The 17,264-nt window shown below is 65.3% G+C and carries 16 protein-coding genes; 10 read left to right on the top strand and 6 right to left on the bottom strand.

The genetic code is table 11. The features are described 5' to 3' along the window. The first annotated feature begins 176 nt into the window (after nucleotides 1-176). From AB7A72_RS18705 to accD, 6 genes are all read left to right on the top strand, one after another. The gene (locus tag AB7A72_RS18705) at nucleotides 177-2,921 is read left to right on the top strand and encodes a FimV/HubP family polar landmark protein (protein WP_369460803.1); all 2,745 of its coding nucleotides are present in this window, start codon (nucleotides 177-179) and stop codon (nucleotides 2,919-2,921) included. Between the two features lie 79 nt (nucleotides 2,922-3,000). Continuing rightward, nucleotides 3,001-3,819, top strand: coding sequence for a tRNA pseudouridine(38-40) synthase TruA (gene truA, locus AB7A72_RS18700; protein WP_239809182.1), 819 nt, complete (start codon nucleotides 3,001-3,003; stop codon nucleotides 3,817-3,819). A 22-nt stretch (nucleotides 3,820-3,841) separates the two neighbouring features. Then, nucleotides 3,842-4,564, top strand: coding sequence for a phosphoribosylanthranilate isomerase (locus tag AB7A72_RS18695; protein WP_369460843.1), 723 nt, complete (start codon nucleotides 3,842-3,844; stop codon nucleotides 4,562-4,564). Next, the gene (gene trpB, locus AB7A72_RS18690) at nucleotides 4,557-5,825 is read left to right on the top strand and encodes a tryptophan synthase subunit beta (protein ID WP_239809183.1); all 1,269 of its coding nucleotides are present in this window, start codon (nucleotides 4,557-4,559) and stop codon (nucleotides 5,823-5,825) included. The genes AB7A72_RS18695 and trpB overlap by 8 nt, the downstream gene beginning before the upstream one ends. After that, nucleotides 5,822-6,631, top strand: coding sequence for a tryptophan synthase subunit alpha (trpA, locus tag AB7A72_RS18685; protein WP_312413093.1), 810 nt, complete (start codon nucleotides 5,822-5,824; stop codon nucleotides 6,629-6,631). The genes trpB and trpA overlap by 4 nt, the downstream gene beginning before the upstream one ends. Before the next feature lie 60 nt (nucleotides 6,632-6,691). Continuing rightward, a complete protein-coding gene (gene accD, locus AB7A72_RS18680; protein ID WP_133855407.1) occupies nucleotides 6,692-7,564 on the top strand; it encodes an acetyl-CoA carboxylase, carboxyltransferase subunit beta in 873 nt (290 codons plus the stop codon). Nucleotides 7,565-7,667: 103 nt separating this feature from the next. Here the strand turns inward: accD and AB7A72_RS18675 are convergent, their stop codons facing one another. After that, nucleotides 7,668-8,225: a YggT family protein gene (locus AB7A72_RS18675; protein ID WP_369460802.1), complete on the bottom strand. Its 558-nt coding sequence runs from the start codon at nucleotides 8,223-8,225 to the stop codon at nucleotides 7,668-7,670. A gap of 255 nt (nucleotides 8,226-8,480) precedes the next feature. On the opposite strand from AB7A72_RS18675, the gene lysS reads away from it, so the two are divergent. The 4 genes from lysS (at nucleotide 8,481) to AB7A72_RS18655 (ending at nucleotide 12,140) form a co-directional block, all read left to right on the top strand. After that, nucleotides 8,481-10,022 (top strand): lysine--tRNA ligase, encoded by a 1,542-nt coding sequence (gene lysS, locus AB7A72_RS18670; protein WP_312463269.1) that lies wholly within the window; start codon nucleotides 8,481-8,483, stop codon nucleotides 10,020-10,022. Nucleotides 10,023-10,129: 107 nt separating this feature from the next. Next, nucleotides 10,130-11,143, top strand: a complete 1,014-nt coding sequence (locus tag AB7A72_RS18665; protein WP_369460801.1) for a hypothetical protein — start codon at nucleotides 10,130-10,132, stop codon at nucleotides 11,141-11,143. An 81-nt stretch (nucleotides 11,144-11,224) separates the two neighbouring features. Continuing rightward, complete coding sequence (locus AB7A72_RS18660; protein ID WP_239809188.1) at nucleotides 11,225-11,848, top strand: mechanosensitive ion channel family protein; 624 nt, start codon at nucleotides 11,225-11,227, stop codon at nucleotides 11,846-11,848. A gap of 118 nt (nucleotides 11,849-11,966) precedes the next feature. Next, nucleotides 11,967-12,140 carry a DUF1328 domain-containing protein gene (locus AB7A72_RS18655; RefSeq protein ID WP_021026435.1) on the top strand — a complete coding sequence of 58 codons (174 nt, stop codon included), beginning with the start codon at nucleotides 11,967-11,969 and terminating at the stop codon, nucleotides 12,138-12,140. Nucleotides 12,141-12,239: 99 nt separating this feature from the next. Here the strand turns inward: AB7A72_RS18655 and AB7A72_RS18650 are convergent, their stop codons facing one another. The 5 genes from AB7A72_RS18650 to recO form a co-directional block, all read right to left on the bottom strand. Continuing rightward, nucleotides 12,240-13,997, bottom strand: a complete 1,758-nt coding sequence (locus tag AB7A72_RS18650) for an ABC transporter ATP-binding protein/permease (protein WP_369460800.1) — start codon at nucleotides 13,995-13,997, stop codon at nucleotides 12,240-12,242. 85 nt (nucleotides 13,998-14,082) lie between these two features. After that, a complete protein-coding gene (gene nagZ / locus AB7A72_RS18645; RefSeq protein WP_369460799.1) occupies nucleotides 14,083-15,168 on the bottom strand; it encodes a beta-N-acetylhexosaminidase in 1,086 nt (361 codons plus the stop codon). A 55-nt stretch (nucleotides 15,169-15,223) separates the two neighbouring features. Then, complete coding sequence (gene acpS / locus AB7A72_RS18640; protein WP_239809191.1) at nucleotides 15,224-15,616, bottom strand: holo-ACP synthase; 393 nt, start codon at nucleotides 15,614-15,616, stop codon at nucleotides 15,224-15,226. A gap of 24 nt (nucleotides 15,617-15,640) precedes the next feature. After that, nucleotides 15,641-16,411, bottom strand: coding sequence for a pyridoxine 5'-phosphate synthase (locus AB7A72_RS18635; protein WP_239809192.1), 771 nt, complete (start codon nucleotides 16,409-16,411; stop codon nucleotides 15,641-15,643). Continuing rightward, the gene (gene recO, locus AB7A72_RS18630; protein WP_230775147.1) at nucleotides 16,408-17,169 is read right to left on the bottom strand and encodes a DNA repair protein RecO; all 762 of its coding nucleotides are present in this window, start codon (nucleotides 17,167-17,169) and stop codon (nucleotides 16,408-16,410) included. Before recO ends, AB7A72_RS18635 begins: the two co-directional genes overlap by 4 nt. Nucleotides 17,170-17,264 lie beyond the last annotated feature (95 nt).

The following is a 17,264-nucleotide window of genomic DNA, read 5'->3' as shown; positions in this document are numbered from 1 at the left end:
GGGGCCAGCCCAGGCTGCCTATCAAAAGGCAAGCCCGCTCCTTAACTTGTCACCCCAAGACATTACTGTTAAGGTTCTTTTTACTGATAATTACCGATTTCGCGTCTTAGGGGGAGGGCTTTCTCATGGGTACAAAAACAACCCCGCACGCTTCTACTATTCAATCAAATAGCACTATGCATCGCTGGAAAATCACTGCGCTTGCCGCCGCCATGGCAGCCTTTGGCCTGTACACAGGGGAAGCATCAGCACTCGCGCTGGGCAAGATCAATGTGAAATCTGCACTGGGCGAACCGCTGCGCGCGGAAATCGAAGTGCCGCAGATCACGGACGCCGAGGCCGACACCTTGCAGGTCAAGACGGCCTCGTCGGCCGTGTTCCGCACCCAGGGCATGGACTACTCAGGCACCGCCAGCGCCGTGCGCGCCCAGCTGCAGCGCCGAGCCAATGGCACGGCCGTCATCGTGCTGACTACCCAGCGCCCCGTCAACGACCCCTTTGTCGACTATGTGATCGACGCCAATTGGAACTCCGGCCAAGTGGTGCGCAGCTACACGATGCTGTTCGATCCACCCAACCTGCGCAAGTCTGAACCAGCCGTCACCGTGGCCCCGCAGCTCAGCGCTGCCGCCGCGCCAGCTGCCCGCCCGCCCACGCCTCCCGTGCGGGTGATCGAGGAGCCGCTGGCCTCTGCCACGCCAGCACCTGCGCCGGCCGCACGCACCGCCGCCGCACCGCGCCCTGCGGCCCCGGCGCGCGCCAATGTTCCTGCCACCTCCAGCAACAACACCGGCGGCGACTCCGTGCGCACCCAGCGGGGTGACACGCTAGGCCGCATTGCGGCCCAGAACAAGCCCGCCGATATCTCGCTGGACCAGATGCTGATTGCGGTGGTCCAAAGCAACCCCCATGCCTTTGTTGGCGGCAACGTCAACCGCATGAAGGCCGGCGTAACCCTGACGATGCCATCGGCCGAACAGGCCCGGGCCGTCTCGCCACGCCAGGCACGCCAGATGGTGGCCGCACAAAGCCGCGATTTCAACAGCTACCGCAGCCAGCTCGCCGCCAAGGCAGCACCGGCCCAGGTCGCCACCGATACCCGTGCCGCCAGCGGCAAGGTGGAAGCCTCGGTCGACGACAAGAAGCCCCAGAGCGTAGCACCGGACCAGCTCAAGCTCAGCAAGGAAGCCGCCAAGGGCACCAAGTCCGCAGAAGCGAGCGTTGCCAGTGCCCAGCAGGCCAATGCCGCCCAGGAGCGCACCTCCGAGCTGAACAAGAACATCGAGGAGCTGAACAAGCTCAAGCAAGCCGCTGCAGGCTCTGCCGCCGCCGGGGCATCCGCTGCTGCGCCCGCAGACAGCAAGCCCGCCGGTTCGGCGACTGTCCCTGCTGCGGGCACGACCGCTGCGGCTGCAGCGCCTGCTGCCACGCCTGGGGCTCCGGCCCCTGCTGCATCCGCGCCTGCACCGGGAGCACCGGCAGCACCTGCCACCCCAGCAGCCACCGCGCCCGCGCCTGCTGCGGCTGCCAGCGACTCTGCAGCGCCTGCACCGGCTCCTGCCCCTGCCCCCAAGCCCGCGCCTGCACCAGCACCTGCGCCCGTCGAAGAGCCCAGCTTTGTCGATGAGCTGCTGGACAACCCGCTGCTGCCAGCAGCGGGCGGCCTGGCCATCCTGGCGCTGCTGGGCGGCCTGTGGTACCGCAACAAAAAGCGCAAGGAAGGGGTCCACGCGGCCACCGATTCCGTGCTCGAGAGCAGCCTGGCCCAGGACTCGTTCTTTGGCGCCAGCGGCGGCCAGCACATCGACACCTCGGTAAGCGCGATGACCACCGGCAACTCCTCGCTCGCCTACACGCCCAGCCAGCTCGACGCTGGCGATGTGGACCCGGTGGCCGAGGCCGATGTCTATCTGGCCTATGGCCGTGATCTGCAGGCCGAGGAAATCCTCAAGGAAGCGCTGCGCACCAGCCCGACCCGCAGCGCCCTGCATGCAAAGCTGGCCGAGATCTATGCCAAGCGCAAGGACCGCCTGGCGCTGGAGAGCATTGCCAAGGATGCCCGCCAGATCACGGGTGGCGCCGGCCCTGACTGGCTGCGCATTGCCGCGCTCGGCCAGGAGCTGGACGCCGCCAACCCGGTCTACCAGAACAACACCGCTGCGGTGCCGTCTGCTACCGAGATCGCCACGCCTGCCGCGCTGGCCGCCGCTGCCGCTGCTGCGCGCGCCGAACCGATCCCGTTCGAGAACACGCTGCCACCCACTGCGATCGCACCGTCCAGCAGCCCTGCCAGCGCATTCAGCCCGTCCACCGGTCTGGATTTCGCGATGAGCAGCCAGCTGACCGAAACCCCGGATGCGGCCTCTCAGTTCCAAGCGGCAGCACCTGCAGCCCCGGTTGCAGCGCCTGCAGCCGATGCCGGTCTGGCCTTCGAGGCATTGGCGCCTGCCGCTGGCAAGCCCGCGCTGTCGATGGAAGACTTTGACCGCCAGCTGGCCGAAGCGCTGAGCATTCCGTCGGAGCTGTCGCCCAGCGCCAGCCACAGCGCCGCCCAGAGTCTGGAGACCCAGCCCGGAGCACTGGACTTCCAGCTGAGCGACTTCGACAGCCAGAGCACCGCGCAGATGCCCATCAGCGACAAGAGCATGCCGACGATGGACTTCGACATGACCTCACTGTCGCTGGATCTGCCCGGCTCCGGCGAGCCAGACCATACGCATCCGGTCACCTTGGCCGATGACATGGCCGGTCTGGAGATCGATGACAGCGACCCGCTGGCCACCAAGCTGACCCTGGCCCAGGAATTCCTGGCCATCGGCGACAAGGAAGGCGCCCGTTCACTGGCCGAGGAAGTCATGGCTGAATCGTCCAGCGCCACGGTCAAGGCCCAGGCCCAGCGCCTGCTGGACCAAAGCCGCTGAGCGGCAGGCCCTCTCCGGCAAGCCCCGCTCTGCGGGGCTTTTTCATGGCCGGGTGCGCCAGCCGCTTTATGATGGCGCCATGCGAATCGCCCTGGGCATCACCTATAACGGACAGGCCTACCAGGGCTGGCAAAGCCAGCCCAGCGGCAACACTGTCCAAGACCATCTCGAAGCGGCGCTGAGCCGCTTTGCCGCCTCCCCCATCTCCACCATTTGCGCAGGCCGCACCGATGCCGGTGTGCACGGCCTCATGCAGGTGGTGCATTTTGACGCCCCTGTGGAACGCACCGAGGCCTCCTGGGTGCGCGGCACCAACACCTTTCTGCCCAAGGACATCGCCGTCCAGTGGGCGCGGACCGTGCCGGACGCGTTTCACAGCCGGGCCTGCGCCACATCGCGCCGCTATGGCTATGCCTTGCTGCAGTCGCCGGTGCGCCCCAGCGTCGAGGCTGGCCGGGTCGGCTGGGTGTTCCAGCCGCTCGACCTGCAGGCCATGGAGCGCGCGGTGCAGTACCTGCTGGGCGAGCACGATTTCTCGTCGTTTCGCGCTGCCGGCTGCCAGGCCAAGTCGCCGGTCAAGACCTTGTATGCGATCCACATTGGCCGCAGCGCCCAACGCCCTAGTGCCTCCCGCGACGGGGTGCCTTCGTGCTACTGGCGCTTTGACTTCCAGGGCAGCGCCTTTCTGCACCACATGATCCGCAACATCATGGGCTGTCTGGTCGTGATTGGCCAGGGCACCAAGCCGCCGCAATGGATGCAGGAGGTGCTGCAGGCCCGCAGCCGCGAGACCGCTGCTCCCACTTTCTCGCCCGACGGCCTGTACTTTCTGGGCCCCCAGTACGATGCGCACTGGGGCCTGCCCACCGAGGCCATTTCTTTTGACTGGTTTGCCTGAACAAGGAGTTCCATTGACTGCGATGCAAGCAACTGCGGGCCGCACCCGCATCAAGATCTGTGGCCTGACGCGTGAACAGGACGTGGACGCGGCCGTGGCCGCCGGGGCGGATGCCATTGGCTTTGTGCTCTACCCCGCCAGCCCCCGGGCCGTGACCGCCGAGCGCGCCGCCGAGCTGGCGCGCCGCCTGCCGGCCTTTGTAACGCCAGTGCTGCTGTTTGTCAATGAACCGCCTGCCCAGGTGATGGCCGCCTGCGGCAAGGTGCCCGGCGCGATCGCGCAGTTCCATGGGGATGAGACCCCGGAGCAATGCCTGGCATCGACCGGCGGCGGCGAGCGCAGCTTTTTGCGCGCCGCACGCATACCCCTTGGCGACGCTGCGGTGCAGTTCGACCTCGTAGAATATGCCCATCGATATTCACACGCCAAGGCCATCCTGCTCGACGCCCATGTCGAGGGGTTCGGCGGTGGCGGCAAAGCATTCAATTGGTCACTGCTTCCAACAAACGTAGCCTCTCATCTCGTTTTGTCTGGTGGACTCACGCCTGCAAACGTGACCGATGGCATTGTGCAAGTCAGACCGCGCTGCCTCTCGCTCGCGGTGGATGTGAGCTCCGGCGTTGAGAGGACCGGTGCCGATGGCAAGGCCATCAAGGGCACCAAGGACGCCGAAAAAATCCAACAGTTTGTCGCAGCCGTGCGTGCCGCTGACACACTACTTGCCAAGAATCCCTTCCATGTTTGAATACCAGCAACCCGATACTGCGGGCCATTTCGGCCCCTATGGCGGCAGCTTTGCCAGCGAAACCCTGACCCACGCCCTGGTCGAGCTGCGCGAGGCCTATGACAAGTACCAGAACGATCCGGAGTTCCTGCGCGAATTCCAGTACGAGCTGGCCCACTATGTCGGCCGCCCCTCGCCCGTCTACCACGCAGCGCGCATGTCGCGCGAGATGGGTGGCGCGCAGATCTACCTCAAGCGCGAGGACCTCAACCACACCGGTGCCCACAAGATCAACAATGTGATCGGCCAGGCCATGCTGGCCAAGCGCATGGGCAAGCCGCGCATCATTGCCGAGACCGGCGCCGGCCAGCACGGTGTGGCCACTGCCACCATCTGCGCCCGCTATGGCCTCGAATGCGTGGTCTACATGGGCAGCGAAGACGTGCGCCGCCAAAGCCCCAACGTCTACCGCATGAAGCTGCTGGGCGCCACCGTGGTGCCGGTCGAGTCGGGCAGCAAGACCTTGAAGGACGCGCTCAACGAGGCCATGCGCGACTGGGTGGCGAATGTGGACAACACCTTCTACATCATCGGCACCGTGGCCGGCCCCCACCCCTACCCGATGATGGTGCGCGATTTCCAGAGCGTGATCGGCAACGAGTGCCTGTCCCAGATGCCGGCGCTGTTCAAGGAACAGAACATGGCCGCTGAGCAACCCGATGCAGTGATTGCCTGCGTCGGGGGCGGCAGCAATGCCATGGGTATCTTCTACCCCTATATCCCCTATGAGAACACGCGCCTGATAGGCGTCGAAGCGGCTGGCGAAGGCCTGGACAGCGGCAAGCACTCCGCATCGCTGCAGCGGGGATCCTCCGGTGTGCTGCATGGCAACCGCACCTATATCCTGCAGGACGACAACGGCCAGATCACCGAGACCCATTCCATCAGCGCCGGCCTGGACTACCCCGGCGTCGGCCCCGAGCATGCCTGGTTGCAGGAAATCGGCCGTGCCCAGTATGTCGGCATCACCGACCAGGAGGCGCTCGATGCCTTCCACTACCTGTGCCACACCGAAGGCATCATCCCGGCGCTGGAATCCAGCCACGCCGTGGCCTATGCGATGAAGCTGGCCAAGACCATGCGCCAGGACCAGTCCATCCTCGTGAGCCTGTCGGGCCGGGGCGACAAGGACATTGGCACGGTGGCCGATCTCTCGGGCGTCGACTTTTATGCCCAACCCTCCAGCCGCGGCGTGGCCGTCAAGGGGAGCTACACCAAATGAGCCGTATCGCCGCTACTTTTGACCAGCTGAAGCTGGCCGGCCGCAAGGCCTTGATTCCTTATGTCACCGCCGGCTTTCCGTTTGCCGACATCACACCTGCGCTGATGCACGGCATGGTCGATGCGGGCGCCAACGTGATCGAGTTGGGCGTGCCCTTCTCGGACCCGATGGCCGACGGCATCGTCATCCAGAAAGCCGGGGAGAAGGCCCTGTCGCTGGGCATTGGCATGAAGCAGGTGCTGGCGATGGTGGCCGAGTTCCGCGTGAAGGACAACACCACGCCGGTGGTGCTGATGGGTTATGCCAACCCGGTCGAGCGCTACGAACAGGTGCACGGCAAAGGCGCTTTTGTGCGCGATGCCGCTGCCGCCGGAGTCGATGGCCTGCTGGTGGTAGACTACCCGCCCGAAGAATGCGAAGCCTTTGCGGCCGATCTGCGTGCGCATGGCATGGACCTGATCTTCCTGCTGGCGCCCACCTCGACGCCGGAGCGCATGCAGCAAGTGGCGCGCGTGGCCAGCGGCTATGTGTACTACGTCTCGCTCAAGGGCGTTACCGGTGCGGGCACGCTCGATACCGGCGCCGTCGAAGCGATGCTGCCGCAAATCCGCCAGCATGTGCATATCCCTGTGGGCGTAGGCTTTGGCATTCGCGATGCGCAGACGGCCCAGGCCATCGGCAAGGTGGCCGATGCCGTGGTGATCGGCACCCGCATCATCCAGCTGATCGAAAACCAGCCGCACGAGAAAGTCGTGGCGCTGGTCTCCGATTTTTTGCGTGGCATCCGCAAGGCGCTTGACGCATAATGCGCCTCCTGGGCTGCGCCGTGCGCAGCCCGACGAGTGCGAGAGCAAAGGAAAACAACCATGTCCTGGCTAGAGAAACTGTTACCCGCCAAGATCCAGCACACCGACCCGGCCGAGCGTCGCCAGATGCCCGAAGGTCTGTGGATCAAGTGTCCAGCCTGCGAAGCCGTGCTGTACAAGGCCGACCTGGAGCACAACTTCAATGTCTGCCCCAAGTGCAGCCACCACCACCGCATGTCGGCGCGCGCGCGCCTGAACCAGTTTCTGGACGCCGAAGGCCGCTACGAGATTGGCCAGGAAGTGCTGCCCGTCGATGCGCTGAAGTTCAAGGACAGCCGCAAGTACCCAGAGCGCCTCAAGGAAGCGCTGGAAAACACCGGCGAGACCGATGCGCTGGTGGTAATGGGGGGCTCGGTCAAGAGCGTCAACCTGGTGGTCGCCTGCTTCGAGTTTGAATTCATGGGCGGCTCGATGGGTTCGGTCGTCGGCGAGCGCTTTGTGCGCGGCGTCGAAACCGCCATCGAGCAAAAGGTGCCGTTCGTGTGCTTCACCGCCACCGGTGGTGCGCGCATGCAGGAAGGCCTGCTCAGCCTGATGCAGATGGCCAAGACCAATGCCGCGCTGACCCGCTTTGCCAAGAAGGGCCTGCCCTATATCAGCGTGCTGACCGACCCCACGATGGGCGGCGTGTCCGCCGGTTTTGCCTTCATGGGCGACATCGTCATGGCCGAGCCCAAGGCGCTGATCGGCTTTGCCGGCCCGCGCGTGATCGAGAACACCGTGCGCGTGAAGCTGCCGGAGGGCTTCCAGCGCGCCGAGTTCCTGCAACAAAAGGGCGGCGTGGACATGATCGTTGACCGCCGCGAGCTGCGTGACCGCATCGCCAGCAGCCTGGCCATGCTGCAGCGCCTGCCCGCTGACGCCGTGGCCTGATCGGCCCCGATACCCCAGCGGCCTACTCAGGGCCGCTACCCCCACAAAAAAACCGCCCTAGGCGGTTTTTTCGCGTCCGGGCTTGCGCCCCACAAGTGTCAGATCACACAGCCAGCAGCAGCCGCGACTGCAGGTGGGCCAGCATAATGGAGATGATCTGCAAACCCACCAGCAGCACGATGGGCGACAGGTCCACACCGCCAACCAGCGGAATGATCTTGCGCAGCGGGCGCAGCAGCGGCGCGGTCAGCTGGTAGAACACGGCATTCATCACCGCGTTGCCCGACGACAGCCAGGACAGCACCGCATGCACCAGCGTGACCACCACCATCGTGGAGATGCCGATATTGGCCACGCCAATGGTGGCGACCACCAGCACCGACAGCAGCGATGACAGCCCCCCCGCCGCCAGCCACAGCAGCACAAACTGGACCACCTGCACCAACCAGGCGCCCAGGATGCTGGCCCAGTCGCCGCCGGGCAAGCCCTTGGTTATCCTGCGCAGCGGCAGCACCATCCAGCTGGTCAGCGCCAGCACCAGCTGCCCCAGCGGGTTGTTGAAGGAGACGCGCTGGTACTGCATATACCAGCGCAGCAGGCAGGCACCGGTCAGCAGACCACCTGCAATATTGAGCAGCAGGGACAGGATTTGAAAAAGCATCGGTGTTTTCCAATCGGGAGCGATCCCGAGAATGCGAAATTTGCTATTAAAAACGAAGCTGACAGACCAATGGCAAAGGGCTTCAAGCTGTTATTCTAGGGCCGCGGCCAGGTCCCGTGCCACCAAATCCCCCAGCGTGCCAGGGACGAAAAGCGGTGCAGCAGTCGGACACTACGGCTTTTGCCGGCACAGGGCACGCTAAAAATCTTAAAATGACAGGTTTTGGCCGTTTACCAGCGCAATGCTGGCCTCTTCATGTCTGAAAACCACACCACTCCCGAGACCGCGCCGGTTGCGCACGACGAAAACCAACTGATTGCCGAGCGCCGCGAAAAACTCAAAGCCCTGCGCGAAGCACAGCGCCAAGGCAAAGGTGTGGCTTTTCCCAACGACTTCAAGCCCGCCGACCGCGCAGCCGATCTGATTGCGGCCCACGCCGAGCAGGACGCCGCCGACCTGGACGCTGCCGCACTGACGGTCAGCGTCGGCGGCCGCATGATGCTCAAGCGCGTGATGGGCAAGGCCAGCTTTGCCACCGTGCAGGATGCCACCGGCCGTATCCAGCTCTACGTCACCCGCGATGCGGTGGGCGAGGAGCTGTACGCCGATTTCAAGAAATGGGATCTGGGCGACATCATCGGCGCCGAAGGCCAGCTGATGAAGACCAAGACCGGCGAGCTGTCGATCAAGGTGACCAAGATCCGCATGCTCACCAAGAGCCTGCGCCCCATGCCCGACAAGTTCCACGGCATGGCCGATCTGGAGCAGAAGGTGCGCCAGCGCTATGTCGACCTGATGACCGACGAAGACGCACGCAAGCGCTTTGTGGCCCGCTCCAAGGCGGTCTCCGGCATCCGCGAGTTCATGGTCGAGCACGGCTTTCTCGAAGTCGAGACCCCGATGCTGCACCCGATCCCCGGTGGCGCCAATGCCAAGCCCTTCATCACCCACCACAATGCGCTCGACCAGGAGATGTACCTGCGCATCGCTCCGGAGCTCTACCTCAAGCGCCTGATCGTCGGTGGCTTCGAGCGCGTGTTCGAGATCAACCGCAACTTCCGCAACGAAGGGGTGTCGGTACGCCACAACCCTGAGTTCACGATGATGGAGTTCTACGCGGCCTACTGGAACTACCGCGATGTGATGGACTACACCGAAGCGCTGATCCGCGACGCCGCGATGAAGGCCGTGGGCACCTTGGAGTTGAGCTATGGCGGCAAGCCGGTGGACCTGACCCAGCCCTTCGAGCGCCTGACCATCACCGAAGCCATCGTCAAGTACACCGATGCCGGCGAGAACGTGGGCAACCGCGAATGGCTCACCAATGCCTTGAAGAAGCTGGGCATGAAGGAAGAGAAGGACAAGCTGGCAGGCCGCACCCTGGCCAGCCTGCAGGTGCTGTACTTTGAGGAAGTGGTCGAGGACAAGCTCTGGAACCCCACCTTCATCATGGAGCACCCGACCGAGATCAGCCCGCTGGCCCGCGCCAACGATGACCGCCCCGAAGTGACCGAGCGCTTTGAGCTCTACATCACCGGCCGCGAGTTCGGCAACGGCTTCTCCGAGCTGAACGATGCCGAAGACCAGGCCGCGCGCTTCAACGCCCAGGTCGCTGCCAAAGATGGCGGCGATGACGAAGCCATGTACTACGACCACGACTTTGTGCGCGCGCTCGAGTACGGCATGCCACCCACCGGCGGCTGCGGCATCGGTATCGACCGCTTCATGATGCTGCTGACCGACAGCGCCAGCATCCGCGACATCATCCTGTTCCCCGCGCTGCGCCGGGAGCAATAAAGCGCGCGGCAGGCCCCTGGCCTGCCAGCAGCGCCCAGCGGCACAGGCTCTGCCCAGAGCCTGTGCCGCTTTTTTCTTGGCTTGCCGCCGCCGATATACTGGCCTGCATGCAGATACCCCGTTACTGGGCGCAAGCACGCCTGCGACATGAAACCAGCCCGCGCCATGGCGCCACCGTGCAGCGCTGGGGCTGGTCCGACCACAGCCCCGAAGCCGCACAAGCCCATGCCCAACAGCGCGCCCAGGCTGCGCTCGACCAGGTGCTCAGCGCCCCGCAACTGCGCCATCTGGATGCCAGCTTTCAGCGCATGGAACGGCTCGGTGAATATGGCCTGAATGGCCAGACCCCCATCCGGGAAGAGATCCTGGGCCAGCGCGGCCAGACCGTGATGACGCGCAACAGCTACGGCGCGCACTGCCTCAACACCCCCGATGTCGCCATCGCCGACATGGACTTCCCGCCGCAACCCCAGCCACCCAGTGCGGCACCGCTGCTGGCCGCAGCTGTCTTGGCGCTGGCGGTGGGCTTCGTCGTCTTTGCGCAGGGTGGCGTGCTGCCCGCGATGGCGGTGCTGGCGGGCGGGGCCGTGGTCCTGGTGCTGTGGCTGCGGCGCTGGTTGAACCTGCGCCAAAAACAGGCCGGCAGCGCCGATCCCCGGCAGTTGGCGCTGGAGCGGGTCACCGCCTTCAGCCAGCAGCACCCCGAATGGGGTCTGCGCGTCTACAGCACGCCCAAGGGGCTGCGCATCATCGTCACCCACGAGGCCTTGCGGCCCGGCGACAGCGCGGTGCAGGATCTGTTCTCTGCGTTGCAGGTCGATCCGGTCTACCAGCGCCTGTGCCTGCAGCAGCAGTGCTTTCGCGCCCGCGTGACCGGCAAGCCCTGGCGCATGGGCCTGTCCGGCCCCAGCCCGCAGGTGCGGCGCTGGCCGGTGGCTGCCAGCCAACTGGCAGCACGCGCTGAATGGACGCATGTCTACGACCAGCAGGCAGCGCGGTACAGCGCCTGCCAGTTCATTGCGCAGCTGGGCCAGTCCCGCATGGGCATGGACATCCAGGCCCTGGTCGACTGGCATGACGAAGCCTGCCGCGCCCAGCAAAGCCAGCTGCCGCTGGCCTGAAGCCCGCTCCATCGTCATCGATAATCAGCGCATCCCCCACCACGGGCCCATCTGGCGCCCGTTGCGCGCCCTGCTCCCGCCATGAACCGACTCAAACTCCTGATTCCCGAATGGGCCACCGAATGGGTGGACATCATCGTGCCTGCGATACAGATCACCTTGATCCTGCTGCTGGCCATCACGCTCAACTACGTCACCCGCAAGCTCATCACCCGCGTGGCCCAGCACTACCACTGGCCGCTGGAGCTGGCCGTGCCCGTCAAGGGCTTGGTGCGCTGGCTCATCATTGGCGGCACCTGCCTGTTGATTCTGGAGCGCCTGGGGGTCAGCGCCACCGTGCTGTGGACGGCGTTCTCCGGCTTTGCCGCGGTCGGCGCCGTGGCCTTCTTCGCTGCCTGGAGCGTGCTGTCCAACTTCTTCTGCGCGGTGCTGATCTTCACCGTGCGGCCCTACCGGCTGGGCGACTACATCGAGGTGCTGGACGGTCTGGACAAGCCCGGTGCCAAGGGCCGGGTGGTCGATATCAACATGCTCTACACGACACTCGAAGATTTTGTGGCGGACCGCAGCCAAAGCGTGGTGCTGCAAATCCCCAACACCCACATCTTCCAGAAGGTGGTGCGTCGCTGGACCGATGATCCCCCGCCCCAGCAGCCGCCAGAGGCCAGCCCGGCTGCGCCAGCCGATACGCCCGCTGTACCGTGACACCGCGCATTCCAGGCGGCTGTCAGCGCCAGCCTACCGGTACTTGCCTCTTCGGCCCACGGCGCTGATTCGCCCCCCTGCTTAAGATCAACCATCACATGACAACAGGAGGTGTTCGATGCTTAAGTGGGCCATTATTTTTGCGGTGATCTCGTTGCTGGCCGGTGTGTTCGGCTTTACCGGTGTAGCCTCTGGCGCCGCCGGAATCGCGAAGATCCTTTTCTTCATCTTCATCGCCATCACGGTGATCTTCCTGGTGATCGCCCTGCTGGGTGTCGGCGCCGTCGCCTGACCCCGCCTCCACCAGCCATCGCTGACGAATGCCTGCCCCGTGCAGGCATTTTTTTGGTCCGCCGCAGCCGGGTCGCCTTGCGGCGGCCCAGGGCACGGACTAGCGCGTGCCCGTCCCGGGCCGCACCGCACGCTGCGCCGCATCGAGCTGCCAGCGCCCGCTGTGGAAGGCCTGCACGCTGTCGCGGTGGGCCACGGACACCAGCGATCCGCCGCGCGCACGCACCAGCGCTACCAGCGCCGCATAGACCTCGGCCTCGGTCGCCTGGTCCAGCGCGCTGGTGGCCTCGTCGGCAAACACCCAGGCCGGGCGTTGGAGCAGCACCCGTGCAATCGCCAGGCGCTGCTGCTCCCCGCCCGAGAGCATGGCGTTCCAGGCGGCAGTCTCATCCAGCCGCTCCACCAACGGTGCCAGCTGCGCGGCGCGCAAGGCTGCCTGCAGCTGGGCATCGTCATAGTCCGCAGCGGGCTGCGGGTAGGCCAGGGCCTGGCGCAGGCTGCCATCGGGGAAATAAGGGCGCTGCGCAATGAACATGCTGTCCATCGGCCGCTGCACCCGTCCATGCGCAAACGGCCAAATGCCGGCCAGGCTGCGCAGCAACGTGGATTTGCCGCTGCCCGAGCGTCCGCTGATCAGCACGTCCTCGCCGGCCGCCAGCTGCAATGCCGCATTGTCGATCACCACCCGGCCATCGGGCAGCGCTACCTGCAGCCCCTGGGTTTGCAGATGGCCAGCGGCCTCCAGCGTCGGGCCCTGGGCTTGGGCCTGGGCGCGCAGACCGGCGTCAAAGCTCGCCAGCCGCCGCGTGGTGGCTCGCCAGGCCGCTATATCGCTGTAGTTGTTGACGATCCAGCTGAGCGCGTCCTGCACCTGGTTGAATGCCGAGGCAATCTGCATCAGCTGGCCCAGCTGAATGGCACCGCTGAAAAAGCGCGGCGCGGCAATGATGAAGGGAAACACCACGGCGGCCTGGCCAAAGAAATTGGTGAACCAGGCGAGCTTCTTTTGCTGGCGGATCAGCAGCAGGTAGTTGCCCAGCACATCGCCAAAGCGCAGGCGCAGCTGCTCGCCCTCTACCCGCTCTCCGCCATCCATCGCGATGGCTTCGGCATGCTCACGCACCCGGACCATGTGGTGGCGGTAGTTGGCCTCCAGGCGCTGTTGCTGGATATTCAGACCCACCTGCGGCTTGCCCAGCCACAGCGATACCGCGCTGCCGACCAGGCAGTACACGACGGCCATCCAGACCATAAAGCCGGGAATATGCAGGCTGCCGCCGCCCAGCATGGCAGGCAGATCCAGATCCATCGCCGCGCTCAGCCCCCAGAGGATGCCGACAAAGCTGACAAAGGTGACCAGGGCGTTGAGCAGCCCCATGCTGAGCGCCACAGTGTAGCTGCTGAACAGGTTGATGTCTTCCTGGATGCGCTGGTCGGGGTTGTCCGGCATCTGCTGGCTGCCGCTGTAGCGGCCCAGCTCCATGCGGTAGAAGGCCTTGTGGGCCAGCCAGCGGCCTTGCAGGTGCTCGGTCAGCCAGCGGCGCCAGTGCCACTGCAGCAGCTGGGTGAGGTAGAACTTGTAGACTGCAATGACGATGTAGACCAGCGCCAGCCACAGAAAGCGCCAGAGCTGGTGCCAGAACACATCGGCCTGCTTGTTCTGCAGCGCATCGTAGAACACCCGGTTCCAGCTGTTGATCTGCACCAGCATGAACACGGCCGCCAGGTTAAGCGCGACGATGGCGGCCAGCAGGCCCCAGGCGCGGACCTTGTCCTCGGAAACAAAATACGGCCGGGTCAGCGCCAGGGCCTCGCGGCCGGCCAGCGCCACACGGCGCAAAGGGTGGTGAAGGGGCATCGCTCTCTGCCAGCTAGGGGATGAGAGCAATCTAGAGGACGGGGCTGAGGCGAGGCTTAAACCGCCGCCTCCGTCAAAAAGCGGTTCAGCCCAGCAGGTCCAGCGCGTCCTGGTAGGCCGGCTGGCGCATCAGCTCATCCCAGGGCTGGGGCACCGTCTCGGGCAGCAGCGCCAGGCGGCGCGATTCCGAATCTTCGTCCGGCTGCCAGCGGCCGCTGCGCAGCGCATCGTCCATGCCGTCGAGCAACTCGTCCACATGGGCGCCCAGGCCCAGGCTCTGGTTGCACAGCAGCACCATGTCGCAGCCGGCAGACAACGCGGCCAGCGCGGCCTCGGTATAGCTGATCACGCTGCCATTGATGCGGCGCGCGCCTTCCATACTCAGGTCATCGCTGAAGATCGCACCGTCATAGCGCAGGCGCGTGCGCAATACGTCCTTGAGCCATTTCTCGCTGAAGCCGGCCGGGCGCTTGTCCACCTTGGGGTAGATGACATGGGCGGGCATCACCGCCGTCAGCACGCTGCTCAGCCAGGGGTAAGGCGCGGCATCCTCGGCGAGGATGGCGCTCAAGCTGCGCCCATCGACGGGGATGGCAACATGCGAATCCGCCTTGACAAAGCCATGGCCGGGGAAATGCTTGCCGCAGTTGCCCATGCCGGCCTGCAGCAGGCCATGCATCAGGCTCTTGGCCAGCATCGCCACCACTCGCGGGTCGCGGTGAAAGCTGCGGTCACCGATGACCGAGCTTTCGCCGTAGTCCAGATCCAGCACCGGCGTGAAGCTGAAATCCACCGCGCAGGCCCGCAGCTCGGCGCCCAGCACATAGCCGGCAGCGGTGGCGGCATTCATCGCCCGCATCGCACCGCTGCCCTCACGTTTGCGGCTGCCCTGGCCGTCGTCCATCCACATCTGGCCGAAATGCCGCATCGATGGCAGGTGTGTGAAGCCATCGGTGCGAAAACGCTGCACGCGCCCGCCCTCGTGGTCCACACAGATCAGCAGGTCGGGCTTGATGGCCTTGATCTGCGCGCACAGCTGCACCAGCGCCGAGCGGCTCTCCCAGTTGCGGGCAAACAGGATGATGCCGCCCACCAGCGGGTGTGCGAGACGGGCGCGGTCGGCATCGGTCAGGGCCGTGCCGGCGATATCAATGATCAGAGGAGCGTGCATGGATGGATGCGAAAGAGTCAGAAACGGGCCCTGGCAGGGCCCGGAGGATCGGAAATCAGAGCTTCTCGACCACGCAAAAGCTGGCGGCGTAGTCGACCTCGTCGGTCACGGTGATATGCGCCGTCAGGCCTTGCGCCTCGAACCAGGCGGCCAGCTCGCCATGCAGCCGGATGCCGGGCTTGCCGCTGGGCAGGTTGATGACCTCGCAGTGGCGCCAGGTCATCGGCATGCGCATGCCCAGGCCCACGGCCTTGCTGAAGGCCTCCTTGGCCGAAAAGCGCGTCGCCATGTAGCGCACGCCCCGGTCGGGCCAGCGCTCGCTGCGGCGGCGCCAGACAGCCAGCTCCCCCTCGGCCAGCACCTTGTGGGCAAAGCGCTCGCCCTGGCGCTCCAGGGTCGCACGGATGCGGCGGATATCACAGATGTCGGTGCCAATACCGTAAATCATGCTGTCACAGACCTGGGCGGGCGGTTACAGCAGCACGCCATCGGCGCGGGCGTCGAGCGAGCGGCGGTAGGCACGCACAGCCTCGGCGTAACCCATCTCCAGCGCATCGGTCACAAAGGCGTGGCCGATCGACACTTCCAGCACCTGGGGCACATGGGTCACAAAGGGGGTCAGGTTGCGCAGGCTCAGGTCATGGCCGGCATTGACGCCCAGGCCCACCGCCTGCGCGGCCTTGGCGGCTGCCACGTAGCGCGCCAGCTGCGTGCTTTGCTCGGGCGTGCCAAAGGCGGCCGCATACGGCTCGGTGTACAGCTCGACCCGGTCGGCGCCCACAGCCTTGGCAGCGGCCATCTGCTCCGGGATCGGGTCCATGAACAGGCTCACGCGCACACCCAAGGCCTTGCACTCGTCAATCAGCGGCTTGAGGCGCTCGGCATCCTGCGGAAAGCTCCAGCCATGGTCGCTGGTGAACTGGTCCTCGCCATCGGGCACAAAGGTGGCCTGGTGCGGACGGTACTTGCGCACATAGTCCATCAGATTCTGGAAGGGATTGCCTTCGATGTTGTACTCGCGCTTGACCGGCCAGGTGGCGATCACGCCCGCGAGCTTTTCCACATCGCCGGGGCGGATGTGGCGCTCGTCCGGCCGGGGGTGCACGGTGATCCCCTGCGCGCCCGCTTCCAGGCACAGCCGTGCCGCACGCGTCACGCTGGGAATCTCCAGGTGGCGGGTGTTACGTACCAGTGCCACCTTGTTGAGGTTGATAGACAGGGCAGTTTTCACGGGGGTAGTCATAGCGATTGGATATCCATCATCAACTGGCGCGTACGCAATACCGGCTGACCACAGTGGTGTTGCAGCAGCGTACGCAACTGAACTTTTAACTCGCCGGCACACAACACGCAAGCCCTCAGAACAGCCGGATAGGGATTTGCCGCCGACAGCGCTTCCTCCAGGGCTTCCCATTGTGCACCGGTCAGGCCTGCCCTGTCCTGTCCATGGGCCTCGCGCAGGCCGGCATCGGGCACCAGCACATAGCGCGTGGCGGGTTGGAGCGGCTGCAGCGACAGCGTCTGCGCCGCCAGCGAGGGCAGCAGCCCCAGCTCGCGCAGCAGCAGCAGCTCGAAGGCGCGCAGCACGGGTTCGAGCACATCGCCATGGTCGGTGGCCAGCACGCGCACCACACCGGCATAGATGTCGAACAGGTTGGCAAAAGGGTCCTCGCGCGCCAGCAGCCGCATCAGCAGCTCATTGAGGTAGAGGCCCGACAGCAGGCCACCGCCCACCGGCATCGTGTGGCCGCCCACCCATTCAGCACTTTTGAGCGTGTGGATGTCCGAGCCGCCCTCGCCCGCGATGCCCCAGGACAGGCGCAGCGGCTGCAAGGCCAGCAGCACCGGACGAAAGTTGGAAGTGGGTTTCTTGACGCCCTTGGCAACCAGCGCCACGCGCCCCCGGTGGCGGGTAAAGCACTCCAGCACCAGGCTGGATTCACTCCAGTCATACCGGTGCAGGATATAGGCCGGTTCCTCGTTGACGCGCTTGACAGCCATGGCTCAGGGGGTTGCATTGCGTGGCCCGCGCGGGGCCACAGAAGAGGTCGGTATCACGCACGGGGCGCGCAACCCGTGCATAGCAGACGGTGCGC

This window comes from Comamonas sediminis, from assembly GCF_041107495.1.
GTDB classification, from domain to species: domain Bacteria; phylum Pseudomonadota; class Gammaproteobacteria; order Burkholderiales; family Burkholderiaceae_C; genus Comamonas; species Comamonas sediminis.
Note: the sequence above shows the minus strand (reverse complement) of the source record. Positions and strands in the feature narration are given on the sequence as shown.

Excerpts from the sequence above, each read along its gene's own strand:
- accD (WP_133855407.1), top strand. The coding sequence starts at position 6,692 with ATGTCCTGGCTAGAGAAACTGTTACCCGCCAAGATCCAGCACACCGAC.
- lysS (WP_312463269.1), top strand. The coding sequence starts at position 8,481 with ATGTCTGAAAACCACACCACTCCCGAGACCGCGCCGGTTGCGCACGAC.
- AB7A72_RS18650 (WP_369460800.1), bottom strand. The coding sequence starts at position 13,997 with ATGCCCCTTCACCACCCTTTGCGCCGTGTGGCGCTGGCCGGCCGCGAG.
- AB7A72_RS18660 (WP_239809188.1), top strand. The coding sequence starts at position 11,225 with ATGAACCGACTCAAACTCCTGATTCCCGAATGGGCCACCGAATGGGTG.
- AB7A72_RS18675 (WP_369460802.1), bottom strand. The coding sequence starts at position 8,225 with ATGCTTTTTCAAATCCTGTCCCTGCTGCTCAATATTGCAGGTGGTCTG.
- AB7A72_RS18655 (WP_021026435.1), top strand. The coding sequence starts at position 11,967 with ATGCTTAAGTGGGCCATTATTTTTGCGGTGATCTCGTTGCTGGCCGGT.
- truA (WP_239809182.1), top strand. The coding sequence starts at position 3,001 with ATGCGAATCGCCCTGGGCATCACCTATAACGGACAGGCCTACCAGGGC.
- recO (WP_230775147.1), bottom strand. The coding sequence starts at position 17,169 with ATGGCTGTCAAGCGCGTCAACGAGGAACCGGCCTATATCCTGCACCGG.
- AB7A72_RS18635 (WP_239809192.1), bottom strand. The coding sequence starts at position 16,411 with ATGACTACCCCCGTGAAAACTGCCCTGTCTATCAACCTCAACAAGGTG.
- trpA (WP_312413093.1), top strand. The coding sequence starts at position 5,822 with ATGAGCCGTATCGCCGCTACTTTTGACCAGCTGAAGCTGGCCGGCCGC.
- acpS (WP_239809191.1), bottom strand. The coding sequence starts at position 15,616 with ATGATTTACGGTATTGGCACCGACATCTGTGATATCCGCCGCATCCGT.
- AB7A72_RS18665 (WP_369460801.1), top strand. The coding sequence starts at position 10,130 with ATGCAGATACCCCGTTACTGGGCGCAAGCACGCCTGCGACATGAAACC.
- AB7A72_RS18695 (WP_369460843.1), top strand. The coding sequence starts at position 3,842 with ATGCAAGCAACTGCGGGCCGCACCCGCATCAAGATCTGTGGCCTGACG.
- nagZ (WP_369460799.1), bottom strand. The coding sequence starts at position 15,168 with ATGCACGCTCCTCTGATCATTGATATCGCCGGCACGGCCCTGACCGAT.
- AB7A72_RS18705 (WP_369460803.1), top strand. The coding sequence starts at position 177 with ATGCATCGCTGGAAAATCACTGCGCTTGCCGCCGCCATGGCAGCCTTT.
- trpB (WP_239809183.1), top strand. The coding sequence starts at position 4,557 with ATGTTTGAATACCAGCAACCCGATACTGCGGGCCATTTCGGCCCCTAT.